Source organism: Streptomyces sp. NPDC059957, from assembly GCF_042730015.1.
GTDB lineage: Bacteria > Actinomycetota > Actinomycetes > Streptomycetales > Streptomycetaceae > Streptomyces.
Genome location: NZ_JBHWMB010000095.1, coordinates 1 through 26,132, shown reverse-complemented (window position 1 = coordinate 26,132; position 26,132 = coordinate 1). Strand labels below are relative to the sequence as shown.

The 26,132-nt window shown below is 73.3% G+C and carries 23 protein-coding genes and 1 pseudogene; 13 read left to right on the top strand and 11 right to left on the bottom strand.

What is annotated here, in order from left to right; translation table 11 throughout:
- Window positions 1–91 precede the first annotated feature (91 nt).
- Together ACFWBW_RS37275 and ACFWBW_RS37270 are read right to left on the bottom strand one after the other, a co-directional pair.
- Window positions 92–1,696: an alpha/beta hydrolase gene (locus ACFWBW_RS37275; RefSeq protein WP_385382788.1), complete on the bottom strand. Its 1,605-nt coding sequence runs from the start codon at window positions 1,694–1,696 to the stop codon at window positions 92–94.
- A 123-nt stretch (window positions 1,697–1,819) separates the two neighbouring features.
- On the bottom strand, window positions 1,820–2,854 hold the full coding sequence (locus tag ACFWBW_RS37270; RefSeq protein WP_385382785.1) for an Rv2578c family radical SAM protein: 1,035 nt from the start codon (window positions 2,852–2,854) through the stop codon (window positions 1,820–1,822).
- Between the two features lie 536 nt (window positions 2,855–3,390).
- On the opposite strand from ACFWBW_RS37270, the gene ACFWBW_RS37265 reads away from it, so the two are divergent.
- From ACFWBW_RS37265 to ACFWBW_RS37245, 5 genes are all read left to right on the top strand, one after another.
- On the top strand, window positions 3,391–3,834 hold the full coding sequence (locus ACFWBW_RS37265) for an SRPBCC family protein (protein ID WP_385382781.1): 444 nt from the start codon (window positions 3,391–3,393) through the stop codon (window positions 3,832–3,834).
- 205 nt (window positions 3,835–4,039) lie between these two features.
- Entirely contained in the window at window positions 4,040–4,873 is an 834-nt protein-coding gene (locus ACFWBW_RS37260; RefSeq protein ID WP_385382777.1) for a M55 family metallopeptidase, read from the top strand.
- Entirely contained in the window at window positions 4,866–6,275 is a 1,410-nt protein-coding gene (locus tag ACFWBW_RS37255) for a M20/M25/M40 family metallo-hydrolase (RefSeq protein WP_385382774.1), read from the top strand. Before ACFWBW_RS37260 ends, ACFWBW_RS37255 begins: the two co-directional genes overlap by 8 nt.
- Window positions 6,272–8,314 (top strand): prolyl oligopeptidase family serine peptidase, encoded by a 2,043-nt coding sequence (locus tag ACFWBW_RS37250; protein WP_385382771.1) that lies wholly within the window; start codon window positions 6,272–6,274, stop codon window positions 8,312–8,314. Before ACFWBW_RS37255 ends, ACFWBW_RS37250 begins: the two co-directional genes overlap by 4 nt.
- Before the next feature lie 33 nt (window positions 8,315–8,347).
- Entirely contained in the window at window positions 8,348–8,581 is a 234-nt protein-coding gene (locus ACFWBW_RS37245) for a DUF1049 domain-containing protein (RefSeq protein ID WP_385382768.1), read from the top strand.
- A 28-nt stretch (window positions 8,582–8,609) separates the two neighbouring features.
- On the opposite strand, the gene ACFWBW_RS37240 is transcribed toward ACFWBW_RS37245, so the two are convergent.
- Window positions 8,610–9,380 (bottom strand): hypothetical protein, encoded by a 771-nt coding sequence (locus ACFWBW_RS37240; protein WP_385382800.1) that lies wholly within the window; start codon window positions 9,378–9,380, stop codon window positions 8,610–8,612.
- Window positions 9,381–9,494: 114 nt separating this feature from the next.
- A complete protein-coding gene (locus ACFWBW_RS37235; protein ID WP_385382765.1) occupies window positions 9,495–9,722 on the bottom strand; it encodes a hypothetical protein in 228 nt (75 codons plus the stop codon).
- A 179-nt stretch (window positions 9,723–9,901) separates the two neighbouring features.
- Here ACFWBW_RS37235 and ACFWBW_RS37230 point away from each other — a divergent pair, with 179 nt between their 5' ends.
- Window positions 9,902–10,855, top strand: a complete 954-nt coding sequence (locus tag ACFWBW_RS37230) for an IS481 family transposase (protein ID WP_385382762.1) — start codon at window positions 9,902–9,904, stop codon at window positions 10,853–10,855.
- Here the strand turns inward: ACFWBW_RS37230 and ACFWBW_RS37225 are convergent.
- Window positions 10,855–11,004 (bottom strand): annotated as a pseudogene (locus tag ACFWBW_RS37225) (oxidoreductase); the annotation flags it as partial. The gene ACFWBW_RS37230 and the pseudogene ACFWBW_RS37225 sit on opposite strands and share 1 nt — an antisense overlap.
- A gap of 155 nt (window positions 11,005–11,159) precedes the next feature.
- Between ACFWBW_RS37225 and ACFWBW_RS37220 the strand changes: the two are divergent.
- On the top strand, window positions 11,160–12,059 hold the full coding sequence (locus ACFWBW_RS37220; protein WP_385382759.1) for an arginase family protein: 900 nt from the start codon (window positions 11,160–11,162) through the stop codon (window positions 12,057–12,059).
- An 86-nt stretch (window positions 12,060–12,145) separates the two neighbouring features.
- On the opposite strand, the gene ACFWBW_RS37215 is transcribed toward ACFWBW_RS37220, so the two are convergent.
- Window positions 12,146–12,697 carry a DinB family protein gene (locus tag ACFWBW_RS37215; protein ID WP_385382756.1) on the bottom strand — a complete coding sequence of 184 codons (552 nt, stop codon included), beginning with the start codon at window positions 12,695–12,697 and terminating at the stop codon, window positions 12,146–12,148.
- A 113-nt stretch (window positions 12,698–12,810) separates the two neighbouring features.
- Here ACFWBW_RS37215 and ACFWBW_RS37210 point away from each other — a divergent pair, with 113 nt between their 5' ends.
- Entirely contained in the window at window positions 12,811–14,781 is a 1,971-nt protein-coding gene (locus ACFWBW_RS37210; RefSeq protein ID WP_385382753.1) for a DUF5107 domain-containing protein, read from the top strand.
- Between the two features lie 95 nt (window positions 14,782–14,876).
- Here the strand turns inward: ACFWBW_RS37210 and ACFWBW_RS37205 are convergent, their stop codons facing one another.
- From ACFWBW_RS37205 to ACFWBW_RS37190, 4 genes are all read right to left on the bottom strand, one after another.
- A complete protein-coding gene (locus tag ACFWBW_RS37205; RefSeq protein WP_385382750.1) occupies window positions 14,877–18,140 on the bottom strand; it encodes a hypothetical protein in 3,264 nt (1,087 codons plus the stop codon).
- 114 nt (window positions 18,141–18,254) lie between these two features.
- On the bottom strand, window positions 18,255–18,761 hold the full coding sequence (locus tag ACFWBW_RS37200; RefSeq protein WP_385382797.1) for a dihydrofolate reductase: 507 nt from the start codon (window positions 18,759–18,761) through the stop codon (window positions 18,255–18,257).
- Between the two features lie 20 nt (window positions 18,762–18,781).
- On the bottom strand, window positions 18,782–19,579 hold the full coding sequence (locus tag ACFWBW_RS37195) for a thymidylate synthase (RefSeq protein ID WP_385382748.1): 798 nt from the start codon (window positions 19,577–19,579) through the stop codon (window positions 18,782–18,784).
- 62 nt (window positions 19,580–19,641) lie between these two features.
- Window positions 19,642–20,088: a nuclear transport factor 2 family protein gene (locus ACFWBW_RS37190; RefSeq protein WP_385382745.1), complete on the bottom strand. Its 447-nt coding sequence runs from the start codon at window positions 20,086–20,088 to the stop codon at window positions 19,642–19,644.
- A gap of 122 nt (window positions 20,089–20,210) precedes the next feature.
- Here ACFWBW_RS37190 and ACFWBW_RS37185 point away from each other — a divergent pair, with 122 nt between their 5' ends.
- Window positions 20,211–20,780: a PadR family transcriptional regulator gene (locus tag ACFWBW_RS37185; RefSeq protein WP_385382742.1), complete on the top strand. Its 570-nt coding sequence runs from the start codon at window positions 20,211–20,213 to the stop codon at window positions 20,778–20,780.
- Window positions 20,767–21,573 (top strand): SGNH/GDSL hydrolase family protein, encoded by an 807-nt coding sequence (locus tag ACFWBW_RS37180; protein WP_385382739.1) that lies wholly within the window; start codon window positions 20,767–20,769, stop codon window positions 21,571–21,573. Before ACFWBW_RS37185 ends, ACFWBW_RS37180 begins: the two co-directional genes overlap by 14 nt.
- A 48-nt stretch (window positions 21,574–21,621) precedes the next feature.
- On the opposite strand, the gene ACFWBW_RS37175 is transcribed toward ACFWBW_RS37180, so the two are convergent.
- On the bottom strand, window positions 21,622–22,482 hold the full coding sequence (locus ACFWBW_RS37175) for a class I SAM-dependent methyltransferase (RefSeq protein WP_385382794.1): 861 nt from the start codon (window positions 22,480–22,482) through the stop codon (window positions 21,622–21,624).
- Between the two features lie 211 nt (window positions 22,483–22,693).
- Here ACFWBW_RS37175 and ACFWBW_RS37170 point away from each other — a divergent pair, with 211 nt between their 5' ends.
- The 3 genes from ACFWBW_RS37170 to ACFWBW_RS37160 all read left to right on the top strand — a co-directional run bounded on the left by ACFWBW_RS37170 (window position 22,694) and on the right by ACFWBW_RS37160 (window position 25,807).
- A complete protein-coding gene (locus tag ACFWBW_RS37170; protein WP_385382791.1) occupies window positions 22,694–23,266 on the top strand; it encodes a TIGR03086 family metal-binding protein in 573 nt (190 codons plus the stop codon).
- A 103-nt stretch (window positions 23,267–23,369) separates the two neighbouring features.
- The gene (locus ACFWBW_RS37165) at window positions 23,370–24,647 is read left to right on the top strand and encodes an aminotransferase class I/II-fold pyridoxal phosphate-dependent enzyme (protein ID WP_385382736.1); all 1,278 of its coding nucleotides are present in this window, start codon (window positions 23,370–23,372) and stop codon (window positions 24,645–24,647) included.
- A gap of 59 nt (window positions 24,648–24,706) precedes the next feature.
- A complete protein-coding gene (locus ACFWBW_RS37160; RefSeq protein WP_385382733.1) occupies window positions 24,707–25,807 on the top strand; it encodes an MBL fold metallo-hydrolase in 1,101 nt (366 codons plus the stop codon).
- Window positions 25,808–26,132 lie beyond the last annotated feature (325 nt).

Sequence of the window (26,132 nt, the reverse complement as noted above, 5' to 3'; positions counted from 1 at the left end):
CACCGGACCAAAACCGGCCCCGTCAGGCAAAACCCAAGATCTGAAACAGAACACGACTCATGGGGCGAGCACAGAACTCAAAACCAGATCACTAGCCCCGGAAGCCCAGCAGCCCGTGCAGCGCCGCGCCACCCGCCGACGGCGGGACCGCGCGGGTCGCAGGGATCGGGGTGGGGGCCGGCTGGGCGGGGCAGACGGCGTCCGCGGCCCTGCCCGTCAGCAGGTACGCGGACAGCTTCTCGTCGAGGCACTTGTTGCCGCTCAGGGCGATGCCGTGGTTGCCGCCGCCCTCCTCGACCACCAGCGCCGAGCCCGCGAGCTTGCGCCGCATGCTCACCGCACCCTCGTACGGGGTCGCCGCGTCCTCGGTCGCCTGGAAGAGGAGCGCCTGCGGGAGCGCCGAGTTGGTGACGTCCGGGGCCTGGAGCGGCTCGGTCGGCCAGAACGCGCACGGGGCGTTGTACCAGGCGTTGTTCCAGGTCATGAAGGGCGCCTTGGCCTGCGTGCGCCACATGTCGGCCCGCCACTGGTTCCAGTTCCTGGGCCACGCCGAGTCCCGGCACTGCACGGCCGTGTAGACGCTGTAGCTGTTGCTCGCCGAGGGCTCCACCGCGCCGAACTTCTCGTACGCCGAGACCAGCGGCTTCGGGTCGCCGTCCACGGCGTACGCGGCGAAGGCCGTCGCGAGGTGGGGCCAGTAGCCGTTGAAGTAGCCGCCCGGCATGAAGGTGTCCTCCAGCTCGGCCGGGCCCACCTTGGCGCCCGCCGGGGCGGTGCGCAGCGCGGTCCGCATCTCGTACCAGCGGGACTCGACCTCGGCCGGGTCGGTGCCCAGGTGGTACGTGGAGTCGTACCGGGCCACCCAGGCCAGGAAGGCCTTGTGGCGGGAGTCGAAGGCCTGGTCCTGGGCGAGGTTGTCCTCGTACCAGACCCCGGCCGGGTCGACGACGGAGTCCAGGACCAGGCGGTGCACGCGGTCGGGGTGGAGCTTGGCGTACACCGCGCCCAGGTAGGTGCCGTAGGAGTAGCCGAAGTAGCTCAGCTTGTCGGCGCGCAGGGCGGTGCGCAGTACTTCGATGTCACGGGCCGCCGACACCGTGCCGATGTGCGGCAGGACGTCGGCGTGCTTGGTCTGGCAGGACTCGGCGAAGGCCTTCACCCGCTCCAGGTTGGCCCGCTCGGTCTCCTCGTCCAGCGGTACGGAGTCGGGCCGTACGGGGGTGAAGTGGCCCGCGCCGCAGTCCAGCGTGGGCTCGCTCTTGCCGACGCCGCGGGGGTCGAAGCCGATCACGTCGTACTGGCCCGCGACCTCCTTGGGCAGCGCGGAGGCGATGAACCCGGCCAGGGTGCGTCCGCTGCCGCCGGGCCCGCCGGGGTTGACCAGCAGCGGGCCCTGGGTGCGGGCGGCCGTGTGGGGGACCCGGGTCAGGGCGAGGGAGATCTGCCGGCCGGCCGGGCTGTCGTGGTCGAGGGGGACCTTGAGGGAGGCGCACTGGAGCGTCGGGTAGCGGGAGGTCGCGCAGCCGGACCACTTCAGGGCTTCGGCGGCCGGAGCGGGCGCTGCCGCTGCCGGGGCCGCGGCCGTGACCGGACTCGCCAGGGCGGCGGCGAGGGTGGACACCGCCAGCAGGACGGCGGCGCGCCGCAGAGCGGGACCGGGCTTGTTCTTCGTCGAGTGCAGCATCGGGTGCAGCATGGGGCCTCCCAGCCGAGGGTTCTGGGCGGAATCGTCCCGGAACCTGCGCGCGGAAGGGGGGATTGGGGCCCCGATTGGCCCGATGTGATGACCCTTCAGTCGGTCGTACGGTCGTACGGGTGCTCAGAGCAGGCTGAGCTGGGTCGCCCCTGGTGCGGGCGCGGGCCCGTCCTGCCGCTCCGGTACGACGATCCGGCGGTCCGGTCCAGGGCCGCCGGGGCCGATGCCGAATTCGGCTGCGAGCTCGTGGACTTGGCGGGTGATCATCCGCTGGTACCAGGTGGGCGCGTACGAGCCGCCCGCGTACATCCGCTCGTACCGCTCGACCAGGTGGGGGTGGTGCTCGCCCAGCCAGGCCGTGAACCACTCCCGTGCCCCGGGGCGCAGATGGAGTACCAGGGGCGTCACGGAGGTCGCGCCCGACTCGGCGACGGCCCGGACGGTGGCCCGCAGCTGCTCCGGGGAGTCCCCGAGGAAGGGGATCACCGGGGCCATCAGCACCCCGCACTCGATGCCGGCGTCGGTGAGGGTGCGGACGGCCTGCAGCCGGGCGGCGGGGGAGGGGGTGCCGGGTTCGACCGTGCGCCACAGGGCGGTGTCGGTGAAGCCGACGGAGACGCAGATCCCGACGTCGGTGACGGCCGCGGCCTTCTGGATGAGCGGGAGGTCGCGCAGGATCAGCGTGCCCTTGGTGAGGATGGAGAAGGGGTTGGCGCGCTCCCGCAGGGCCTCGATGATCCCGGGCATGAGCCGGTACCGGCCCTCCGCGCGCTGATAGCAGTCGACGTTGGTGCCCATCGCGATGTGCGCGCCGGTCCAGCGGGGCGAGGCGAGTTCGCGGCGCACGAGCTCGGGGGCGTTGGTCTTGACGACGATCTGGGAGTCGAAGCCGATCCCGGTGTCGAGGTCGAGATAGCCGTGCGTCTTGCGCGCGAAGCAGTACACGCAGGCGTGACTGCACCCCCGGTACGGGTTCACGGTCCACTCGAACGGCATGCGGGAGGCGCCGGGGACCCGGTTGACGATCGACCGGGCCCGGACCTCGTGGAAGGTGATCCCGCGGAATTCGGGGGTGTCGAAGGTGCGGGTGACGACGGAGTCGGCGCCGAAGAGCGCGGCCGGGCCCGTGGGGCCCTCGGTCAGGTTGTCCCAGCGCATGGTGCGCCTCCCTCAGTAGCTGGCACCGAGAATAGAACAAACGTTCCCATGATCGTGCGGACCCCGATATTCGCTGGTCGGCGTGGTGCGGGGTGCGAAGCTGCGCCCCATGGCGGGATGCGGACACACGGTGTGCCTTCCGGGCGAGGCCCGGGACCGGCTCGGAGAAGCGGCCGGCGAGGCCTGCGCGGCATCGAGGCCCCCTTCCAAGCCTTCGGCCCGTACCGGGAGCGGGAGTGGTTCGTCTCGTACGGGGTCCGCCTGGGCCTCTCCGGGCGAGAACGTCCTGACCCTTGACGGCTGGTGGTGCGAGCAGGGCTACGCCCCTGCACGGCGCCTGCGGCGATCCTGAGAGCTGCACCCGCACCCCGCCCCCTCTGGGGGGTCAAGGCGGCGCGGCGGCCTGTCTCGCCGGGCTGCCGGACGACACCCTGCTCGTGTACGTCCGCCGTCCCGTCCGACCCCGGATTTGGGTGCCCGCCCCGGAGGTGGTTGGCTTCGCGGTGACGAGCGAACACAACTGCTGGAGGAAAGCCATGGCGCAGGTCGAGGCCACCACGGAACGCATCATCGGGGCGGACGCGGAGACCGTGTTCGACGCGCTGGCCGACTACACCGGGACCCGGGGCAAGGTGCTGCCCGAGCACTTCAGCGAGTACGAGGTGCGCGAGGGCGGCGACGGGGAGGGCACCCTCGTCCACTGGAAGCTCCAGGCCACGAGCAAGCGGGTCCGTGACTGCCTGCTGGAGGTCACCGAGCCCACCGACGGCCAGCTCGTGGAGAAGGACCGCAACTCCACCATGGTCACCACCTGGACCGTCACCCCGGCGGGCGAGGGCAAGTCCAAGGCCGTCGTCACCACCGTGTGGAAGGGCGCCGGCGGCATCGGCGGCTTCTTCGAGCGCACCTTCGCCCCCAAGGGCCTGGCCCGCATCTACGACACCCTCCTCGCCAACCTGGCCGCCGAAGTCAAGGGCTGAGCACGGCCGTTGCCGGTGGGTTGCCCGTGAGTTGCCGGTGAGGCCGGGGATCGGGCCTCACCGGATCGGGTGAAATGAGCCTGCCCGCGACCCTGCGCGCCCCCGCCCCGACCCAACCCGACGCGGCCCGGGCGTGGCCGCGAGGCCCGGCGGGGCCGGCGGGCTAGGGTGGGGCCCTGAGCGCTACCGACCGCCCGGGGGCCCGATGAAGATCCTCATCTCCGCCGACATGGAAGGCGCCACCGGCGTCACCTGGCCCGCCGACGTGCTGCCGGGGACCCCGCAGTGGGAACGCTGCCGGACCATGTTCACCTCCGACGTGAACGCCGCCGTCCTCGGTTTCTACGACGCGGGCGCCGACCAGGTCCTCGTCAACGAGGCCCACTGGACCATGCGCAACCTGCTGCTGGAGCGGCTCGACGCCCGCGTCGAGATGCTGACCGGCCGCCACAAATCCCTCTCCATGGTCGAGGGCGTCCAGTACGGGGACGTCGACGGCATCGCCTTCGTCGGCTACCACACGGGCGCCGGCGCCGAGGGCGTGCTCGCCCACACCTACCTCGCCAACTCCATCACCGGGGTCTGGATCAACGGGACCCGAGCCAGCGAGGGCCTGCTCAACGCGCACGTGGTCGCCGAATACGGGGTCCCGGTCGTCCTCGTCACCGGAGACGACCTGACCTGCGTCGACGCCGCCGGCTACGCCCCGGAGGCGGTGACCGTCGCCGTCAAGGACCACGTCTCGCGCTACGCCGCCGTCTGCCGCACCCCGGCCCGCACGGCCGCCGACATCCGGGCCGCCGCCAAGGAGGCCACCGCCCTCGCCGTCCGGTACGAACCGGTGCGGGGCGGGCCGTTCGCGGTGGAGGTGGAGTTCGACGCCGAGCACCTGGCGATGGCCGCCACCGTGGTGCCCGGAGTCGAGCGATCGGGTGAGCGTAGGGTCGGGTACACGAGCGGGACGATGTACGAGGGGATCCGTACCTTCAAGGCGGTCACCACGATCGTCTCGGCAGCGGTGGAGGAGCAATATGGCTGACATGTCCGGTCCGGGTGGACCCGGGAGCGGCCCCGCCGCCCCTGCCGCGCCCGTCACTTCCGGCACCCCCGTCACTCCCGGCACCCCCGTTGACGGGGTGGCGCTCGACGAGGCCGTCGAGTTCACCTCCGGCCTGATCCGCATCGACACCACCAACCGCGGCGGCGGCGACTGCCGGGAGCGCCCGGCCGCCGAGTACGTAGCCGAGCGGCTGGCGGACATCGGGCTCGAGCCCGCGCTGCTGGAGCGCGCCCCCGGCCGCACCAACGTGGTGGCCCGGATCGCAGGCACCGACCCCACCGCCCCCGCCCTCCTGGTCCACGGCCACCTCGACGTGGTGCCGGCCGAGGCCGCCGACTGGAGCGTGGACCCCTTCTCCGGCGAGGTCCGGGACGGGGTGGTGTGGGGCCGCGGCGCCGTCGACATGAAGAACATGGACGCGATGGTGCTCGCCGTCGTACGGGCCTGGGCGCGGGCCGGAGTGAAGCCGCGGCGGGACATCGTGATCGCCTACACCGCCGACGAGGAGGACAGCGCGATCGACGGCTCGGGCTTCCTCGCCGACCACCACCCCGGGCTCTTCGAAGGCTGTACCGAGGGCATCAGCGAATCCGGTGCCTTCACCGTGCACGCCGCCCCCGGGCAGGCCCTCTACCCGATCGCCGCCGGGGAGCGCGGCACCGCCTGGCTGAAGCTCACCGCGACCGGCACCGCCGGACACGGCTCCAAGCCCAACCGGGCCAACGCGGTCAGCCGGCTCGCCGCCGCCGTCGCCCGCATCGGCGAGTACGACTGGCCGGTCCGCCTCACCGACACCGTCACCGCCTGCATCACCGAACTCGCCGCCCTGCAGGGCATGTCGGTCGACCCGCGCGCCCCCGGATTCCAGCTCGACCAGATCCTCAACAAGCTCGGCCCGGCCGGCGCCCTCGTCGAGGCCACCGTCCGCAACAGCGCCAACCCGACCATGCTCAGCGCCGGTTACAAGCTCAACGTCATCCCGGGCACCGCCACCGCGTACGTGGACGGCCGGATGCTGCCCGGCGGCGAGGCCGAGTTCACCGCCACCCTCGACGAGCTCACCGGGCCCGACGTGCGCTGGGAGTTCCACCACCGGGAGGTGGCCCTCGAAGCCCCCGTGGACGGGCGGACGTACGGGATCCTGCGCGAGTCCGTCGAGGCCTTCGACCCCGAGGGGCACGTGGTGCCCTTCTGCATGGCGGGCGGCACCGACGCCAAGCAGTTCTCCCGGCTCGGCATCACCGGCTACGGCTTCTCCCCGCTCAAGCTGCCGCCCGGCTTCGACTACTGGTCCCTCTTCCACGGCGTGGACGAGCGGGTGCCCGTCGACGCCCTGCACTTCGGGGTCCGCGTCCTCGACCGAGCCCTGCGCGCCCTGTGAGAACCGCGCGCGGCGACGGCACCGCCCCCTACGGCAGTTGGCCCTCGCCCATCGGCGCCGCCCTCGCGGCCTCCCTCGACGGGAGGCCGGAGTACGTCGGCGCGATCGGCGCCGAGGTGTGGTGGACGGTGCCCCGGCCTACCGAAGGCGGACGCCGCGCCCTGGTTCGCCGGCCCGCGGACGGCGGGCCCGCGGTCTGCGCGCTGCCCGCGCCGTGGAACGTGCGCAGCCGGGTCACCGAGTACGGCGGCCTGCCCTGGGCGGGCGCCGAACGGCCCCTGGGTGGACCGCTGGTGGTCTTCGTCCACTTCGCCGACCAGCGGCTGTACGCGTACGAGCCGGACGCGCCGGGCAGTCCGGCCCCGCGGGCACTGACCCCCGTCTCGGCGGTCGGCGGCGGGCTGCGCTGGGCCGATCCGGTGCTGCGCGAAGGTGAAGTCTGGTGCGTGCTGGAGGAGTTCACCGGAGCCGGGCCGACCGATGTGCGCCGCGTACTGGCCGCCGTACCGCTGGACGGGTCGGCAGCTGAAGACCGGTCCCGGGTGCGGGAGTTGACCGACGACCGGTACCGGTTCAGCTCCGGGCCCCGGCTCTCCCCGGACGGGCGGCAGGCGGCCTGGCTGGTGTGGGACCACCCCCGGATGCCCTGGGACGGCACCGAGCTCCGGCTCGCCGAGGTCACCCCGGACGGCCGGCTCGCGCAGGCCCGTACCGTGCTCGGCGGACCCGAGGAGGCCGTCGCGCAGGTCGAATGGACCACCGGCGGAAGCCTCCTCGCGGTGAGCGACCGCGGCGGCTGGTGGAACCCGTACCGGGTGGACCGGGACACGGGCGAGGCGGTCAACCTGTGCCCCCGGGAAGAGGAGTTCGGCGGGCCGCTGTGGAAGCCCGGGCTGCGCTGGATCGCGGCGCTCCCCGACGGGCTGGTGGCCGTCCTGCACGGCCGGGGCTCCTCGGTGCTCGGCGTGCTCGACCCGGAGAGCGGGGACCTGGTCGACGCGGCCGGACCGTGGACGGCCTGGCAGCCCACCCTCGCCGTCAGCGGCAGCCGGGTCTACGGGGTCGCGGCCAGCCCGCGCAGCGCGTACGAGGTGGTGGAGCTGGACACGGCCACCGGGCACGCCCGGGTGGTGGGCGGCCGGGGCGGCCCGGAGGCGGAGGAGACCGGGGGGACGGGCGGGCCGGGGACCGCCGACCGGGCGGACCCCGCGTACTACCCGGAGCCGCAGAGCAGGACCTTCTACGGCCGGGGCGGCCGGGAGATCCACGCCCACGTCTACCCGCCGCACCACCCCGTACTGCGCGCCAGGGCCGACGAGCTGCCCCCGTACGTGGTGTGGGCGCACGGCGGCCCCACCGACCACGTGCCGCCCGTACTCGACCTGCACATCGCCTACTTCACCTCCCGCGGCATCGGCGTCGTCGAGGTCAACTACGGCGGCTCCACGGGCTACGGGCGCGCCTACCGGGAACGGCTGCGCGAACAGTGGGGCGTCGTCGACGTGGAGGACTGTGCCGCGGTGGCGCGGGCCCTGGCCGCCGAGGGCACCGCCGACCCGGACCGGCTCGCGATCCGGGGCGGCAGCGCGGGAGGCTGGACGGCGGCGGCCTCGCTGGCGTCCACCGACCTGTACGCGTGCGCGGCGATCATCTACCCGGTACTGGACCTGACGGGCTTCGCGGCCGAGACCCACGACCTGGAGTCCCGTTACGTCGACGGCCTCGCCGGCCCCCCGCAGACCCTGGCCCTGCTCAGCCGCGAGCGCTCCCCGGTGTCCCGCGCCGACCGGATCACCGCGCCGTTCGTCCTGCTCCAGGGCCTGGACGACCCGGTCTGCCCGCCGGCGCAGGCGGAGCGGCTGCTGGCCGCGATGCGGGGGCGGTCGGTACCGCACGCGTACGTCGCCTTCGAGGGCGAGGGGCACGGCTTCCGGCGCGCGGACACGATCGTCCGGGCGCTGGAGGCGGAGCTGTCGCTGTACGCGCAGGTGTTCGGGTTCGAGCGGGGGGACATCCCCCGGTTGGCCCTGTCCGACTGAGCTCCCGGGCCGCCGCGGCCGGACGATGGGACCATGAGCTCCCACACGTCCAAGAGCCGCGGCAAGGGTCGTGGGCAGATCGCCCCGGGCCGCGCGGGCATCGCAGCGCTCGCGGTGCTCACCCTGGTGTTCATCTTCGAGAACACCCGCCCCACCAAGATCCGCCTGCTGATCCCGCAGGTGACGATGCCGCTGTACGTCGCCCTGCTGATCGCGGCGGTGCTGGGCGGGCTGTGCGGGGCCTACTTCGCCCGGCGCCGCAAGTAGCGGGAGCCGCGGGGCCCGGGGGCCGCGATCAGCCCGGGTGGACCCAGACGCGCAGCGGGCCGATGGCAGTGAAGCCGTGGCGCAGCGCCGTGTCGAGGTCGTCGCCCGACTCGTAGCCGACGACCGGGAGGCCGGGCCAGAGCGAGGCGGTCAGGGTCAGCGCGCCGGTCCAGGCCTCGTCGTCCGGGGTTCCGTCGGCGCTGAACACGTTGGAGACGCCGACGACCGCGCCGGTGCGGTTGACGGCGGCCCCGGCGAGGATCCGCCCCTGGGCGTCCCGCCCCGCGAGGAAGGCGATCTCGCCGGCCTCCTCGGAGTCCCCGGCCTCCCCCGAATCCCCGGCCGTCTCCGCGTCCCCGGCCTCCTCCGTGCCCCGCGCGAGCAGCCCCGGGTGGAACAGGCCGGTGCTCTCCTCGCCGTCCCAGGCCGTCTCCCAGGCCACCAGCTCATCGGGGCCGGCGATCCGGCTCCACTCCAGGGCCGGGGCGGCGCCGGGAGCGCCCGCCGGGCGGTGGATCCACTCGGCGCCGAAGAGCACCTCGAAGCCGGCCGGGGCCAGGTCGAGCGCGGCGAAGCTGTCCTTGACCGAGGCGTGCGGCGCATCGGTGTCGATCCCGGCGAGCAGGGCGGCCGTGTCGGTGTCCCGGGTGAGGGTCACGGCGTCCGGGTAGTAGAGCGGCGTCGGGCGCGGGCTGCTCCAGGCCTGGGCGGTGAAGCCGCCGTCGCGGCAGACCGCGGCGCACCACGCGGCGTTGTTGTACGCGGCCGCGAGGAGGAGTTCTTCGGTGTTCGGGGTGATGATCACCTCGGGATCCTGCCACAGACCCCGGTCGGAGGGCGATGCGATATCTCCCGCACCCCGCACCCCGCACCCCGCACCCCGCGCCCGCACCGCGCACCCCGTGCGGCCGTGTCAGTTCCTGTTCAGCGTGCGGGAGATGCCCGCGACCACGGTCGTGGTGAGGAGCCAGCCGATGGCGATCAGCAGGTACGCCAGCCACTGTGTCGCCCCCGTCCAGTGCCAGGCGCTGCGCCGGCCGAAGTCGCCGATGGGGAAGAGCAGGTCGACGGTGTAGACGAACGGATTGAACGGGGCGCCTTCCCCGGCCTTCGTCCGGACCGGCGAACGGGCACTGAACACCAGGCTGCAGACCTGGAGGTAACAGGCGGCGAGCTGATCCGAAAGAGACGGCCTAGGTGTATTGCCCCGGTAGGTTGTGGACGCGTGACGCAGGTCTCGGCTGAGGCGTCTTGAATGGGTGAGGGCCTTCCGGGTTCGGTGTGGATTGCGACATCTCCACCGAACGACAGAAGGCCCTCATGCCCCACCGTAATGCACCCCTGACCGAGACCGGACGGCTGCGCCTGGCCCGCTGCGTGGTCGAGGACGGCTGGCCGCTTCGCCGGGCCGCCGAACGCTTCCAGGTTTCCCCGACCACGGCCCAACGCTGGGCCGACCGCTACCGGGACCTGGGTGAGGCCGGTATGAGCGACCACTCGTCCCGCCCGCACCGCAGCCCTCGCCGGACCCCGACCCGCACGGAGCGCCGGATCATCAAAGTCCGCCTGACCCGCCGCTGGGGACCGGCCCGCATCGCCCACCTCCTGCGCCTGGTGCCCTCGACCGTGCACCGCGTCCTGACCCGCTTCGGACTGGCCCGCCTGAGCCATCTGGACCGGGCGACCGGCCGTGTCATACGCCGCTACGAACGCGACAAGCCCGGCGAACTCGTCCACGTGGACATCAAGAAGCTCGGGAACATCCCCGACGGCGGCGGACACAAGGCCCTCGGCCGCCAAGCCGGCCGCAAGAAACGACCCCGCCTGGGCTACAGCTACATCCACACCGCCGTCGACGACCACTCCCGCCTCGCCTACAGCGAGATCCACACCGACGAGAAGAAAGAGACCGCCACCGCCTTCTGGACCCGGGCCCAGGCCTACTTCACCAGCGCCGGGATCACCGTCGAACGAGTCCTGACCGACAACGGCTCCTGCTACAAGTCCCACGCCTGGCGCGACCTGCTGACAGCGGCCGGGATCACCCACAAACGAACCCGGCCCTACCGGCCACAAACCAACGGCAAGGTCGAACGCCTCAACCGCACCCTCCTGGAGGAATGGGCCTACGCCCGCCCCTACCAGTCAGAACAAGAACGACGCAACGCCTTCCCCCAGTGGCTGCACACCTACAATCACCACCGCGGACACACCGCACTCGCAGGCAAACCACCCGCCAGCCGCGTCCCCAACCTCACAGGGCAATACACCTAGGCCCGGACCGTGCGCTCGGGCCCCCAGCGTTCTCCCCGGGCGGGATCGTCCTCCTCGGGCGTCCGGGTGCGCAGGTCCACCCACTGCCCTTCGGGGAAGGCGTCCCACAACGCGCGCTCTGCCGGAGTCAGTTCGTCGTAGTTCAGCACCGCCACAGGCTACGAGTGGTTCACGGGTGCCGTGTGTGAGCGAAATGATCTCGCGGTACCGGTGTGATCACGGTGGCGCCCGGCCGGACCGCGAACCCGGCCGATGACGGCCGAAATCCCTCCTCCCGGGGCCCCGCATCGCACAGGATGAGTCCATGCGAACCCTCGTGCTCCTCGACGCACCGTCCAATCTAGGGCTCCGACCCCCGGCCCCGGGCGCCGTCCCCGGCGTGTACAAACTCGCCGGGGCCCTGCGCGAACAGGGCCTGCTGGCCCGCCTCGGCGCGCGCGAGGGCGGGGTGGTCGTCCCGCCGCGCTACGACCTGGGCGACTGGAAGGAGGGCGACGGGGTGTTCCACGCCGGGGCCCTCGCCGCGTACACGGTCGCCCTCGCCGACCGGATCGAGGACCACCTGCGCTCCGGGGAGTTCCCCGTCGTCCTCGGCGGCGACTGCTCCATCCAGCTCGGCGCCTCCCTCGCCATGCGGCGCCTCGGGCGGTACGGCATCGCCGCGATCGACGGCTCCGCCGACTTCCGCCACCCCGGCAACGAGGCCGTCAACGGGCCCGTCGGCGCGGCCGGCGGCGAGGAAATGGCGCTCGCCACCGGCCGCGGCCAGGCGGACCTCGCGGACCTGGAGGGGCTCGGGCCGTACGTGCGCGACGAGGACGTACGGCTCTTCGGGCTGCGCGACGGGGACCCGGACCTCCCCGAGCTGCGCGCCGCGGGGATCTTCGCCGCCACGGTCGGGGCGATCCGCGACCGCGGCGCCGGGCCGGTGGCCCGTACCGCGCTGACCGGGCTGCAGCCCCCGGCGACCGCCGGGTTCTGGGTCCACCTGGACGCCGACGTACTGGACCCGTCCGTGATGCCGGCGGTCGACAGCCCGGACCCCGGCGGTCTGATTCCCGACGAACTCGCCGAACTGCTCGGCGTGTTGATCAGCTCCCCGCGGTGCGTCGGACTCAACGTCACCATCTACGACCCGGACCTGGACCCGGACGGGCGCGCCGGAGCCCTCCTCGCGGACCTGGTGGCGGGCGCGTTCGCGTAGGGCGCGCCCCTCGGAGGGGACCGGGCGGGCCCGGCCGTCCCGACCCGGTCCCGCCCCGACCCGCCCCGGCCGCCGGTCCGCCGCGCTCAGACCCCGATCGCGCCGTCGATGCGCTCGCGCAGCAGGTCCGCGTGGCCGTTGTGCCGTGCGTACTCCTCGATCATGTGGATCAGCACCCAGCGCAGCGAGACCTCGCCCCGCCAGCCGTCCTTCCCGGAGACCTCCAGGTCGGGCGCCCGCTCCGTGAACCCCTCCGCGAACTCCACCTCCGCGCGCCACGCCTCCCAGGCCCGCTCGGCCGCTCCGGGCGCGGACACCGCACCGTCGAAGTCCCCGTCTGGATCGGCCGGGGAGGAGAACAGGGCCGGCGCCTCCAGCCCGGCCAGCACCTGCCGGAACCAGCGGCGCTCCACGTCCGCGAGGTGGCGGACCAGACCCAGCAGCGAGAGCGTGGACGGCTCCACCGACCGGGCCGCCAACTCTGCGTCCAAACCGGCACACTTGAGCCGCAGCGTCGCGCGCTGGGCACCCAGCATGCCGACGAGCATCAGCCGCTCGTCGCCGGTCGCCGGTCCGGTGAACCGGCTCCCGGACTCGTCCCCCGTGAAGAACTGACCTCTTCTGCTCACTTCGCTCATGGCCTCCATGATCGGCCGCCGCCCCGTACGGCGAAAGGTTTTGCGTAATCCTGACCGGTGGTGATCCGCCGAATCCCTGTGCACCGGCGCCCGTGGCGTGTTCCATTTCCCTCATGGCCACCACCGTCCGCCGCTCCGTACTGACCCTTCCCGCAGCCCCGTTGGGCCCCGAGAATCCGCTGCCCGCCCTCCGCGAGTCCGGCGGGGTGCACACGCTCGACGAGCGCTCGCGCGAGGGCCTGCCGCGCGACATGGCACGCCAGATCGGGTACGAGCCGCTGCGCTCCCTGCTCCCCGTCCGGATCCGCGACGGATACCAACGCCGGCGCACCGAGCAGGACTTCGAGACGATCGTCATCGAGAACGCACACCTGCGCGTCACCGTGCTGCCCGGCCTCGGCGGCCGGATCCATTCGCTCGTCCACCTCCCCACCGGACGCGAACTGCTCTACCGCAACCCGGTGTTCCAGCCCGCCAACTTCGCGCTGAACGGCGCCTGGTTCTCCGGCGGCATCGAGTGGAACCTCGGCGCCACCGGCCACACCACCCTGTCCTGCGCCCCCTTGCACGCCGCGCTCGTCCCGGCGCCGGACGGGGGAGTGATGGTGCGGCTCTGGGAGTGGGAGCGGCTGCGCGACCTGCCCTTCCAGGTGGACCTGTGGCTGCCCGAGGACTCGGAGTTCCTCTACGTCGGGGTCCGCGTGCGCAATCCGCACGAGCGGCCCGCACCCGTCTACTGGTGGTCCAACATCGCCGTGCCCGAGGAGGCCGGAACCCGCGTCCTGGCCCCGGCCGACGAGGCCTGGCACTTCGGGTACGAGCGCTCCCTGCGGCGCATCCCCGTACCCGGATGGGAGGGCACGGACCGCACGTACCCGCTGCGGAGCACGTACCCCGCCGACTTCTTCTACGAGGTCGAAGCCGGGACCCGGCCCTGGATCGCCTCCCTCGATGCCGACGGGCGCGGACTCGTCCAGACCTCCACGGCCCGGCTGCGCGGCCGCAAGCTCTTCGTCTGGGGTGCGGGCGAGGGCGGCCGGCGCTGGCAGGAGTGGCTGACCGAGCCCGGCACGGCCGGGTACGCGGAGATCCAGGCCGGGCTCGCCCGGACCCAGCTGGAACACGTACGGCTGGAGGCGGGCGCGGAGTTCAGCTGGCTGGAGGCCTACGGGGCCCTGTCCGCGGACCCGGTGGCCGTGCACGGGGACGACTGGGCGGCGGCCCGCGCCGCGGCCGGGACGGCGCTGGAGTCCGCGCTGCCCGGGCCCGCCGTGGACGCGGCCTACGAGGCGTGGCGCGGGTGCGCCGACACCGAACCGGGGGAGCGGCTCGCGGCCGGCTCCGGCTGGGGCGCGCTGGAAGTGCTGTGCGGGGGCCACAAACTGCCCGGCACCCCCTTCGCGGAGGACACCCTCGAAGAGGACCAGGCCCCCTGGCTGGAGCTGTGGCGCACCGGGGTCTTCCCCGCCCCGCGCCGGGTGGCCCCGCCCGGCCCGAGCCTCGTCGCCCCGCATTGGCGGGACATGCTGGAGACGGCCCCGGCGGACCCGCTGACGGAGTACCACCTCGGGGTCGCCCAGTGGCACGCCGGGGACATCGCCCAGGCAGTACGGAGCTGGGAGCGAGGGCTGGCGCTGGCCCCCTCGCGGTGGCCGCTGCTGAGGTGCCTGGCGGTCGCCGACGACCTGGCCGGCGACCCGGCCCGGGCGGCCCGCTGGTACGCCGAGGCCTTCGGGGACCTGACCGAGGAGAGCCGGGGCGGCACGGGCTGGCTCGCCGCGGAATCGGCGCTGGGCCGGGAGGCGCTGGCGTCCCTGCTGGCGGCGGGGCTGCTGGCGGAGGCCCGTTCGGTGTGGGACCGGCTGCGCCCCGCCCTGCGCGAGGAGGGCCGCTTCAGGCTGTCGGCGGCCCGGCTGCTCGCGGCGGAGGGCCATGTGGGCGCGGCCCGGCGGGTCTTCGAGGAGGGCTTCGAACTGCCGGACCTCCGGGAGGGCGAGGAAACCCTCGCGGAAGTCTGGGCCACCCTCACCGACCGCCCGCTGCCGGCCGCGTACAACTTCCGGATGCGCCCGCCGGGGGACTGAGGGCCGGGAGTTCTTCGGTGGCGCCTCCTCGACGCGAACAGCCCCCGGGTCGGCCGTGTGGCCGCCCCGGGGGGCTGTCGCGTCGAACGGGTGGGTCAGCCGAAGACCGGCCCCCTCGTACCGCTGGTCGCGGTGCCGTTCAGGTGACCGGTCCGGCGGGCCGTCACCTTCACGGTGATCCGCTTGCCGCGCTGCGCGGCGGTGAGCGTGAGGGTGGTCCGGGTCGCCCCGGTGATCGCCTTGCCGTCCGCGTACCACTGGTAGGTGTACGAGGTCGGCGCGGGAGTCCACGTGCCGCGGTTCGCGGTCAGCACGCTCCCGACCTTGGCCGTTCCCGTGATGGACGGGGCCTTCGTCGCCTTGGGTGCGGCTCCCTTGACGAGGACGGAGGCGCTGGTGGCCTTCACGGTGGGGTGGCCGGCCTTGCGGGCGGTCACGACCACGGTGAGCTGCTTGCCCTGGAGCGCGGAGGGCGGGGTGTACGACGCGGCCGTGGCCCCGGAGATGGTCTTCCCGTCGGCCTGCCACTGGTAGGTGTGGGAGTCGGCGGCCGGTGACCAGGATCCGGTCGTGGCCGTGACCTTGCCGCCGACGACCGCGGTGCCCTTGACGCTGGGGGCGGTGGTGGAACGGATCGGTGCGACGACGGTGACGGTGCCCTTGACCCACTCGTCGCCACGCGCGCTCACCCTCACGGACAGCGAGCCGAGCGGGGCCTTCGTGAGGTCCAGGGCGACCCTCATGCTGCGCCGGTCGGCAGCGACGGAGACGGTCGTCGACTGGACCCCGAAGCTGCCTTTGGTCACCTCGACCGCAACGTCCTCGTTCAGACCGGTGCCCGTGACGGTCATGGTGACCTTGCCCCGGCCTACCGTGGACGGCCCCACCGTGCTGATGGTCAGGTCCTCCTGACCGCAGGGGGAGATGGAGCACGTTGCGCCGGCCCGTACCACGGTGGAGGCCTTCGCGGGCTTCTCCGGCAGGCCGATCACGAGCGTGCTCGGCCGGGCGGCCGTCGGGGAGGCGTTCGGGAGGGAGCAGTCGTAGGTCTGGCCCTCGCTGGAGTACGACCCCCAACAGCCGTTCTTCAGGCCGGCCTGGTCGTACATCCAGGGTGTCGGCGACTGCTCGAAGGTCCCGGCGGGCGTGAACTTCAGCTTGAACCTGTCGCCCGTCACGGTCGGGAGCACGGCGCAGATCGCCGTCTTCTGCTCGCTCAGGGTGCCGGTCAGCGGGCCGAACCCGTTGCTGAGGTCCGGGACCTTGACGCATTCGGGGGCGGGGCCGGCCGCCGTGCCGATGCGCAGGGCGTCCAGCCGGTAGGCGGGCGCGGCGGTCTTGCCCTCCGGGACCTGGACAAGGACCTGGTAGCGGGTGGAGCCGGTGATGGCGCAGCCCGCGGCGAAGTAGTCGCAGACGCCTTCCCCGTTCGCCTTGTACCCCAGGAGCCGGGTGGAACCCTGAGCGTCACGGGCGTTCAGGTGCAGGGTGTCCGCGGCGGAGGCCGTGGTCACCTGGTGGCACAAGAACGTGCCGGGCTTGGCCGGTACGCCGCCGGTGGACGGGCCGCCGACTGCGGTGGCCGGGGTCGGGACGCAGCCGCGCGCGGTGGAGGTGACGTCGAGGCGGGTCAGGGCGAACTCGGCGGGCACGTTCCGGCCCCGCACGAGGACGGTGTGCGCGAGCTTGGCCGTCAGGGGGCAGGTGTAGAAGGAGCTGGAGGCCGTACCCAAGGAGCAGACCTGCTTGCCCTTCGCGTCGAGGACACTGACCATCAGCACCGATTCACCCGAGACCCGCTGGATCTGGAGCAGCTCTTCCGTGGAGTGGTCGCCGGCCGCAATGGACAGGCAGTCGGCGAAGACCTCCGTGCTGGTCTTCACGCTCATCCGGACCGGCTTCCCCGAGAAGTCGCCGGGCAGGAAGGAGCGGCAGGCGCTCGGGGCGTCCGTGCGGTGAACGACGAGACGGTAGACGTCGCCCTCCGCGTTCGGGTCGAGCTTGGAGACGAGGGCGCGGTACGGAGCGGTGCCGCCCAGGGCGCAGGAGCCGTCCTTCAGAGCGTTCTCGCGCTCACAGAAGGCGGCCCCCTTGGAGTCGACGACGGTGATGGACGCGGCACCGTCGGACAGGACGGCGATGCGGGCCCCTTGGGGCACCGGCAGGTTCAGGCAGTCGACCTCACCGGGGACGCCGAACGTGCCCTTGTGGTCGCGCGCGAGCGCGACCCCGTTCTCACAGCCCGCCGTGGCCGTGCGGGACAGGATCCGCACGGCGTGCTCCGTGAGCAGGATGTACGGGGTACCGGCGGTGAGTCGGCAGTCACGCCCGGCCTCGCAGACGGGGGATCCGCTCGCCGCACGCACGCTGATGGGGGAGGCCCCGCCCTGCGCATCGATGGCATCGGCGTCGTAGCGTCCGGTCACGGCCGGGGTGAAGGTCCTGCACCCGGTCAGGGGGGCGCCCTGCGCGGGCGGGGAGCTGTACGCCGTCGCGGCGACCGGAACGCAGCCCTCGGGGTTCGACAGACGCCGGACCTTCAGGCTGTAGGCGCCGGGGGAGGCGACCTCGGTGAGGACGCGGTAGCCGCCCGTCCCGGCGGGCAGCACACACTCGGTGCTGTCCTTACAGATGCGCTTGCCGGTGCCGTCCGTGATCCAGTGCACGAAGCCTCCTCCGCGCTCGGTCAGCCGGAAGTCCGCCGTGATCCGCTCGCCGGGAGCGGCGGTGAAGGCGTGGCAGCCGATTCCCAGACTGTCCGTGGTGGTCCCTGTGGTCGGGGCGGAGTCGTAGCGGGTGCCGGCAACGGCCGGACATTCGGGAGCGGTCATCAACGGGACGAGGACGACACGGTTGGTGATGGGCTCCCAGTGCCTGTTGTAGACCGAGAGGGTGTACGTACCGGCCGCGAGCTCGCACCAGGAAGGGGTCAACGGTTCCCCGCAATCGACCCGGCTCTCGCCGGAGCTCAGCGAACCGTAGGCGGACTGGTGGGACACCAGGAGCCGGTGCATGCCCGGCTTCCTCACGACAACCGTGAAGCAGGCGGTGGCCTGGGCCCCGATCGTGGCGCTGCCGACGGCGCTGCCGGGGTCACCGAGCGGCGCGAGCGCGAGCGGTGTGCAGTCCTCCCCGGCCGAACCCGCGGAGACCGGAACCGGCGCCGCGGGTTCGGCCGTGCGGACCGTGCCCGCCGGTGGGCGCACCGGGTCGGCCTTCGCGGGTGCGGTGGCCGGCGGCGTCGCGGCGAACGCGTTCGCGGCCGGGACGAGCGGCGTCAGCAGCGCCGCCAGCAGAGCGGGGACCAGCAGGGTTCTCGCGGATCTGAACCGTGCGCGCGAACGCGCGGAGTTGAGCACTTCGTTCCCCCCGGAGCGATGTCGCCCATGTGAGCGTCACATGGGCGGCACACTCTACGGTCAGCCTCCGACAGGCCTTGCACCGCCATCCCCCCAGGTGGGCGGGGCCTTCGCCTACCGGGTGTAGGTGCGGATGCGGTAGCGCAGGCCGGTGACCGAGGACTGCCAGCCGCCGTCCTCGGCGACGGCCCACGCCGGTTCCAGCTCCGGGGCGTGCGTATCGCCGACCACCTTGGTGTCGACCTCGGTCACCGAGAGCATGCCGGCGCGGGCCAGCGCACCGCGGTAGACCTCTCCGCCACCGATCACCCAGCACGCGGTGGCGGGGGCTGTCGCGTCGGGCTGCGCCGCCGCCAGCTCCAGGGCCGCGTCGATGGACCCCGCGCGCTCCGCGCCCTCGGCGGACCACTCGGGATCGCGCGTCACCACGATGTTGCGCCGCCCGGCCAGTGGACGGAACCGCGCCGGGAGCGAGTCCCAGGTCTTGCGGCCCATCACCACCGGATGGCCGAGGGTGGTGGCCTTGAAGTGGGCCATGTCCTCGGGCAGCCGCCAGGGAATCCCGTTGTCCGCGCCGATCACGCCGTCGGAGCTCTGCGCCCAGATCAGCCCTACGTTCATGTCCCGGGTCAGGTCCGCACTCATACCGCTACCGGGGCCTTGATGGCCGGGTGGTGCTCGTAGCCGGCCAGCTTCACGTCGCCGTAGGCGTAGTCGAAGAGCGAGTCGGCCCGGTGCAGCTTCAGCTCGGGGAACTCGAACGGGGTGCGCGAGATCTGCTCGGTCACCTGGTCGACGTGGTTGTCGTAGATGTGGCAGTCACCGCCGGTCCAGATGAAGTCGCCCGGCTCCAGGCCGGCCTGCTGCGCCACCATGTGGGTGAGCAGGGCATAGCTGGCGATGTTGAACGGCACGCCGAGGAATAGGTCCGCGCTGCGCTGGTACAGCTGGCAGGAGAGCTTGCCGTCGGCCACGTAGAACTGGAAGAAGGCGTGGCACGGCGCGAGCGCCATCTTGGACAGCTCGGAGACGTTCCAGGCGGAGACGATCATCCGGCGGGAGTCCGGGTCGCGGCGCAGCGTGTCGAGGACCTCGGTGATCTGGTCGATGTGCCGGCCGTCCGGGGTGGGCCAGGAACGCCACTGGGCGCCGTAGACCGGGCCGAGGTCGCCGTTCTCGTCGGCCCACTCGTCCCAGATCGTGACGCCGTGCTCGCGCAGCCAGCCGACGTTCGACTCGCCGCGCAGGAACCACAGCAGCTCGTACACGATCGACTTGAGGTGCACCTTCTTGGTGGTGACCAGGGGAAACCCCTGCGACAGGTCGTAACGCAGTTGGTGCCCGAAGACACTCCGGGTGCCGGTGCCCGTCCGGTCGGCCTTCGCCGTCCCGGAGGTGAGCACCAGCTTCAACAGGTCTTCGTACTGGGTATCCGCCACGGGCACCGAGTCTACTGGGCTGCCGCCGGAGGTCCTGTCAGCCGGTCAGGCGGTCCGGGCGGTCAGCCGGTCACCACGCCGTCGGTGAGCAGGCCGGCCAGGACCGCCTCGCCGACCGCCACGACCGCCGTCTGGGGGCGGAGCATCACGGTGATCTCGTCGATCAGGCCCTCCGGCGTGAGGTGCAGCATGTCGATCCCGTGCACCTGCCGGTCGCCCACGGTGGTCCGGAACGGCAGTACGGTCGCCGGTCCCTCGGCTCCCTCCGCCCCGAACGGGACGCCGGCGGACTGGACGCTGCCGTTGAAGTGGCCGACGTAGTGGAAGCCCTCGAACGTGCGCAGGAGCACGCGGAACAGGGCCAGTACCGCCGGCTTGCCCTCGAAGGGCTTCGACTTCACCGGGCTGTTGAGCCGGACGTCGTCGGTGAACAGCGCGTCCAGCGCGGCGAGGTCATGGCCGGCGACGGCGGCGCGGAAGCGGTCGGCCGTGCTGGTGGCGTCGCTCATGAGGACTCCTTGATAGTCACCGATGTGATTAGTCAGTTTCTTGACTATCATGGCGCGGGCGTCCTTGAGAAGACACGTCCCCGAAAAGGCGCTGCCGCGCACGATCCCGAGGAGACCGACCGATGGCTCTGCGCCACGCCGTACTGGCGGCGCTGCTCGACGAGGAGCTGAGCGGCTACCAGCTGGCCAAGTCCTTCGGCACGGGCGTGGCCAACTTCTGGCACGCCCTGCCCCAGCAGCTCTACGCCGAGCTGGCCAGGCTGGAGGGGGAGGGCTTCATCGCGGGCCGCGAGGTCGTCCAGGACACCCGGCCGAACAAGCGGCTGTTCCAGGTCACCGACGCGGGACTGGCAGAGCTGGAGCGCTTCACCGCCGCCGAGACCAAGCCCTGCGTCATCCGCGACGACCTGCTCGTGAAGGTCCAGGCGGCCGAGTACGTCGACACGGGGGCGCTGATCGCGCAGCTCGCGGAGCGGACCGCCTTCGCGACGGCCAAGGCGGAGCTGTTCGAGAAGCTGCTGCGCGCGATGCGCGGCGAGCACACGGAGGAGGAGTTCCTGCGCCACGGCGCACGGATCGGCCCCTACCTCACCTGCCTGCGCGGCCTGGAGTTCGAGCGGGCCAACCGCGCCTGGTACGAGCGCACCACGATCATTCTGAACGAGAGGCGGGCATCCCGTGGAGAGCAGTGAGCAGCGACGGCCGACCCGGTACGCCCGGTACGTGGCGCTCGGCGACAGCCAGAGCGAGGGCGTGGGCGACGGCGACGACCGCACCGGGCTGCGCGGGTGCGCCGACCGGCTCGCCGAGATGATCGCCGTGCACGAGCCCGACGTGCTCTACGCCAACCTGGCCGTACGGGGCCGCCTCGCGGCGGGCGTCCGCGAGGGGCAGCTCGGGCCGGCCCTCGCGCTCCGCCCCGACCTGGCCACCGTGGTCGCCGGGGTCAACGACGTGCTGCGGCCCCGCTTCGACGCCGACGAGGTCGCCGGGCACCTGGAGGCGATGTTCGCCGCGCTCACCGCACAGGGCGCCCGCGTCGCCACCGTCACCTTCCCCGACATCGCCAAGCTCGTCCCGCTCGCCAAGGGAGCGGCCCCGCGGGTCACCGCGCTCAACGAGCGCATACGGCGGGCCGCGGAGCGGCACGGGGTGGCCGTCGCCGACTTCGCCCGCCACGAGGCCTCCACCGACCCCCGGATGTGGAGCGCGGACCGGCTGCACGCCGCGCCGTCCGGCCACGCGATGATCGCCGCCGGCGTCGCGCACGCCCTGGGGCTGCCCGGCAGCGACGAGGCGTGGACCCGCCCGCTGCCCGGCCCGCCGCCCGCCGCCCCGGCCGGTCTGCGGGGCGTCGCCGGAGAGCTGCGGTGGGCCGTGGGCTTCGCCGGGCCCTGGATCGGGCGGCGGCTGCGCGGGCGCTCCTCCGGAGACGGCCGTACGGCCAAGCGCCCCGAGCTGCTCCCCGTACGCCTGGCGGCCTGAACCGGAGGGGCCGGGCCGGACCCCCTCGGCGTCAGGCCGCCCCCGGCGTCAGGCGCTGCAGATGATCTCGCCGTTCAGTACCGAGAACCAGGCGTCCGGCTCCGCACCCCAGGCGTGCCAGGCGTCCGCGACGGCCGCCAGCTGCGCCTGCGTCGCGTGTCCGCCGCCGGTCGCGATCCCGGCGTAGGCCGAGGCCGTCGTACGGTCCGCCCACAGCGCGGACCACCAGGCGGCCTCCTCCTCGGTCGCGTAGCACCACGAGGTGGCCGTACAGGTCACGTCCGTGAAGCCCGCCGCCCGCGCCCACGCGCGCAGGCGGCGCCCGGCGTCCGGCTCGCCGCCGTTGGCGCGCGCCACCCGCCGGTACAGGTCCAGCCAGTCCTCCAGGCCCTCGGTCGCGGGGTACCAGGTCATCGCCGCGTAGTCCGCGTCCCGCGCCGCGACGATCCCGCCCGGCCGGCACACCCGGCGCATCTCGCGCAGTGCCTGCACCGGATCGCCCACGTGCTGCAGCACCTGGTGGGCGTGGACCACGTCGAAGGTGTCGTCGGGGAAGTCCAGCGCGTGGACGTCGGCCGTGGCGAACTCGATGCCGGTCAGCCCGCGTTCCTTCGCGTACGCGGCAGCCTGGTCGACCACGTCCCGCGCCGCGTCCACCGCCGTGACCCGGCCCTGCGGCCCCACCAGCTCCGCCAGGTCCGCCGTGATCGTGCCCGGGCCGCAGCCCACGTCCAGGACGCTCATCCCGGGACGCAGCTCGCCGATCAGGTACGCGGCGGAGTTCTCGGCGGTGCGCCAGCGGTGCGAGCGCAGCACCGACTCGTGGTGCCCGTGGGTGTAGACGGCGGTCTCGTGCGCAGCCGCCGTGTGAGCGGCATCCGTGGCATCCGTGGCATCCGTGGCGTTCATGGCGTTCATGGGACATGGCTCCTTCGTCGTCGAAGTGCTGTCGAGGCGTTGGATTCACCGTAAGGGATCAGTTCGGCATCTGAGATATGCGTTTTGACATGTGGACACCATCCTTGCCTGCCAAGGGGATTGGGTGAGCGGGTGGCAGGGCGTGGTGGGGGCGAGGACAGTGATTGCGGAGGAACGAAGGACGGTGAGACGGATGCCATCCATGCCGGACCCGCTGCTCGAGCGGCACGCCGAGGCGCTGCGGCTCTTCGGCCAGTACGTCCACGCGGTCTCGGACGCGCAGTGGGACGCGCCGACGCCCTGTAGCGAATGGAGCGTGCGCGACCTGGTCAACCACGTCACCGCCGAACAGCTGTGGATACCGCCCCTGGTCACCGACGGCCGCACCGTCGAGGACATCGGGAGCACCTTCAACGGCGACGTCCTCGGCACGGACCCGGCCGCCGCCTGGGACGAGGCCTCGGCCGCCGCGCACACCGCCTTCGAGATCCCCGGGGCGCTGGAGCGCACCGTCCGGCTCTCGTACGGGCCCGCGCTCGGATCGGCGTACTGCTCGGAGCTGACCGCCGACTGCGTCGTCCACACCTGGGACCTCGCGCGGGGCATCGGCGCCGACGACCGGCTGCCGGACGGCCTCGTCGAGTTCTCCATCAAGGAGGTCATGCCCTACGCCGACGGACTGGCCGCGAGCGGCATGTACGCCGCCCCGCTGGAGATCCCGGCCGGGGCGAACGCCCAGACCCGGCTGCTCGCGCTGCTGGGGAGGAGCGGCTGACGCACAACGGGCGGTCGTGGACGAATAACCGTATAAAGGCATGGATCGGGATCAGGGGCAGGAGCACGGAGACGGCAGGGAGAGGTGGCGCGCGGTGTCGGGGATGCAGCGCACGACGGCCGAGGGCCGGGGCCCGGTCCGCTACGGTCCGCCCCCACCCCAGCCCGGCCTGCCCGTCCTGCCCGAACTCACGGCCGTCCTCGCGGCGGCCGCCTGGCGTTCGGCCCCCGAGCCGGCCGGCGGGGGAGTGCCCGTACGGGCCGCCGCGGCCCGCCACTGGGGCCGTCGGGGGCTGCCCACCGACCCGGACCACGTGGCCGCCGGACCCGGCGCGCCCGCCCTGCTGCTGGCGCTGCTCGGCGCCTACGGCGGCGACGTCATGCTGCCCCGGCCGTGTCCCGCCTGGTGGACGCCGCAGGTCCGGCTGCTGGGACGGCGGGCCTACCACGTGCCCACCCCGGCCGAGTGCGGCGGCGTACCCGACCCGTACGCCCTGCTGGAGACCGTGCGCCGGGTGCGCGCCGAGGGCGGCGACCCGCGGGTGCTGCTGCTGTCCGTGGCCGACGACCCGACGGCGACCGTCCCGCCGCCCGAACTGCTCCGGGAGGCCTGCGAGGCCGCCGAGTCCGCCGGGCTGTTCGTGGTCAGCGACGAGACCTGGCGCGACACCGTCCACCGTCCGGCTCACGCACCGGCCCACGCACCGGCCCACGGAAGCCCGGGCTCCCACGGCTCCCACGACCGGCTCGTCGTGCTCAGCCCCGCCGAGATGCTGCCGGCCGACACCGCGGTGCTCCTGGACCTCTCCGGCGCGCTGCTGCCCGCCGGCTGGCCCGCCGCCGTCATCCGCTTCCCCGGCACCCCGCACGGCACCTGGCTGCGGGCCCGGACCCTGGACGTGCTCACCGCCACCGGCGGGCTCGTCGCGGGCCCCGTCGCCGGGGCGGCCGCGCACGCCCTCGACGAGCCCCCCGCCGTCGCGGGACGCGCCGCCGCGGCCGCCGCCCTGCACGGCGCCGTCGCCCGGGCCGCACACCGGGAACTGCTGGCGGCCGGGGCGCTGGCCAGGCCCCCGCAGGCCGGCCGCCACCTCTACGCCGATCTGACGCCGCTGCGCTCGGGGCTCGCCCGGCAGGGGGTCGCGGACGCGATGGAACTGGAGGACTGGCTGGGCGGACGGCTCGGCGCGCCGACGCCCGGCGGGCAGCGGTTCGCGGACGAGCCCGTCGCCCCGCGGGTCCGGCTGTCGACCGGACCGCTGCTCGGGGCCACCCCGGAGGAGCAGCTCGCGGCGCTCACCGCGACCGACCCCCTCGCGCTGCCGCACGTACGGGACTCCCTGGCCCGGCTCCGGTCGGTCCTGGCCGGGCTGTCCGACTGAGACCCGCCCGCGAACCCGCCCGGATATACCGAATGCCGCCGGTGAACGGAGACTTCTCGATGAGGGACCAGACGGACGCGCCCTCGGCTTCCCGGGCCGAGGTCCGGGCCGAAGTCCAGCCCGGGGCCGGCCCGGACGTCCCCCCGGCGGCCACCCGGGCCGGTACCGGTACCGGCGTCCGGCACGCGCGGCCACGGCCGCTCGGCGAACACCGGCTGTGGCCGCGCTCGTTCGCGGACCGGCTGACCACCCCGCTGCCGGGGCTGCGTGCGTTCGCCCGGCTCGCCCGCGAAGGAGCCTTCCGGCCCGGCCCCGAAGGGCTGCGCGGGATCCCCGACCTGCCCTACGCGCCCGCCCCGCTGCCCGCCGTGGCCGCCGGGACGGTGTCCGCCACCTGGGCCGGGCACGCCAGCTGGATCCTGCGGATCGGCGGACTGACCGTCCTGACCGATCCCGTCTGGTCCCGGCGGATCCTCGGTACCCCGGCCCGGATGACCCCCGTCGGGGTGCGGTGGGAGGAACTGCCGCCGGTCGACGCCGTGGTGATCAGCCACAACCACTACGACCACCTCGACGCCCCCACCCTCAAACGCCTCCCGCGCTCGACACCGCTCTTCGTCCCGGCCGGTCTCGCGCGCTGGTGCCGGCGGCGGGGGTTCACCCGGGTCACCGAACTCGACTGGTGGGAGTCGGCCGAACTGGGCGGCGTACGGTTCGAGTTCGTGCCGGCGCACCACTGGTCGAAGCGGTCGCTGCTGGACGCGTGCCGGACGCTGTGGGGCGGCTGGATGCTCAGCGCCGCCGCCGGGCCCGGGGCCGGGCCCGCGAAGAAGGTCTACTTCGCGGGCGACACGGGCTACGGGCACTGGTTCGGCGAGATCGGGCGGCGGCACCCCGGCATCGATCTCGCGCTGCTCCCGATCGGGGCGTACGCCCCGCGGTGGTGGCTGCGGGACGTCCACGCGGATCCGGAGGAGGCCGTGCAGGCCTGTCTGGACCTGGGGGCGGTCCGGATGGCTCCGATGCACTGGGGGACCTTCGTGCTCTCCTCGGAGCCGGTGATGGAGCCCTTGCAGCGGGTGCGGGCCGCATGGGCCCGTACCGGGCTGCCCCGGGAGCACCTCTGGGACCTCCCGGTCGGGGCGTCCCGAGCCCTGTAGCCGCCCTGCGGGGCTGTCCCCGACCCGCCCTTCCACCGTTCCCAGGGCCGGCCCTGACCCGGTCCTCAAACGCCGGACGGGCTGAAGGCGGGGGCCCCGGGCTGCGCCCGGACCCCTGGGGCTCCGCCCCAGACCCCGGTCCTCAAACGCCGGACGGCTGAAAAGAACAACCCCGGCCGGGGACTGGGAGAGGCGGCCCGGGTCGGGGACGGGGGCGGGGTGGGGTGTCGGTCTGGACGTAGAGCGTGATTTGTGGCGCTGGAAGAGGCCGCGCCTTGTCGGAGTAGAGCAGAGGGCGCCTAAATCATGCAGTCCAGGCCGACAC

Bases quoted from the DNA above. Each gene is read 5' to 3' on its own strand.
- ACFWBW_RS37165 (WP_385382736.1), top strand. From the start codon at position 23,370: ATGCAGCGCACGACGGCCGAGGGCCGGGGCCCGGTCCGCTACGGTCCG.
- ACFWBW_RS37220 (WP_385382759.1), top strand. From the start codon at position 11,160: ATGCGAACCCTCGTGCTCCTCGACGCACCGTCCAATCTAGGGCTCCGA.
- ACFWBW_RS37190 (WP_385382745.1), bottom strand. From the start codon at position 20,088: ATGAGCGACGCCACCAGCACGGCCGACCGCTTCCGCGCCGCCGTCGCC.
- ACFWBW_RS37260 (WP_385382777.1), top strand. From the start codon at position 4,040: ATGAAGATCCTCATCTCCGCCGACATGGAAGGCGCCACCGGCGTCACC.
- ACFWBW_RS37265 (WP_385382781.1), top strand. From the start codon at position 3,391: ATGGCGCAGGTCGAGGCCACCACGGAACGCATCATCGGGGCGGACGCG.
- ACFWBW_RS37175 (WP_385382794.1), bottom strand. From the start codon at position 22,482: ATGAACGCCACGGATGCCACGGATGCCACGGATGCCGCTCACACGGCG.
- ACFWBW_RS37275 (WP_385382788.1), bottom strand. From the start codon at position 1,696: ATGCTGCACCCGATGCTGCACTCGACGAAGAACAAGCCCGGTCCCGCT.
- ACFWBW_RS37230 (WP_385382762.1), top strand. From the start codon at position 9,902: ATGCCCCACCGTAATGCACCCCTGACCGAGACCGGACGGCTGCGCCTG.
- ACFWBW_RS37270 (WP_385382785.1), bottom strand. From the start codon at position 2,854: ATGCGCTGGGACAACCTGACCGAGGGCCCCACGGGCCCGGCCGCGCTC.
- ACFWBW_RS37160 (WP_385382733.1), top strand. From the start codon at position 24,707: ATGAGGGACCAGACGGACGCGCCCTCGGCTTCCCGGGCCGAGGTCCGG.
- ACFWBW_RS37245 (WP_385382768.1), top strand. From the start codon at position 8,348: ATGAGCTCCCACACGTCCAAGAGCCGCGGCAAGGGTCGTGGGCAGATC.
- ACFWBW_RS37210 (WP_385382753.1), top strand. From the start codon at position 12,811: ATGGCCACCACCGTCCGCCGCTCCGTACTGACCCTTCCCGCAGCCCCG.
- ACFWBW_RS37185 (WP_385382742.1), top strand. From the start codon at position 20,211: ATGGCTCTGCGCCACGCCGTACTGGCGGCGCTGCTCGACGAGGAGCTG.
- ACFWBW_RS37255 (WP_385382774.1), top strand. From the start codon at position 4,866: ATGGCTGACATGTCCGGTCCGGGTGGACCCGGGAGCGGCCCCGCCGCC.
- ACFWBW_RS37215 (WP_385382756.1), bottom strand. From the start codon at position 12,697: ATGAGCGAAGTGAGCAGAAGAGGTCAGTTCTTCACGGGGGACGAGTCC.
- ACFWBW_RS37170 (WP_385382791.1), top strand. From the start codon at position 22,694: ATGCCGGACCCGCTGCTCGAGCGGCACGCCGAGGCGCTGCGGCTCTTC.
- ACFWBW_RS37200 (WP_385382797.1), bottom strand. From the start codon at position 18,761: ATGAACGTAGGGCTGATCTGGGCGCAGAGCTCCGACGGCGTGATCGGC.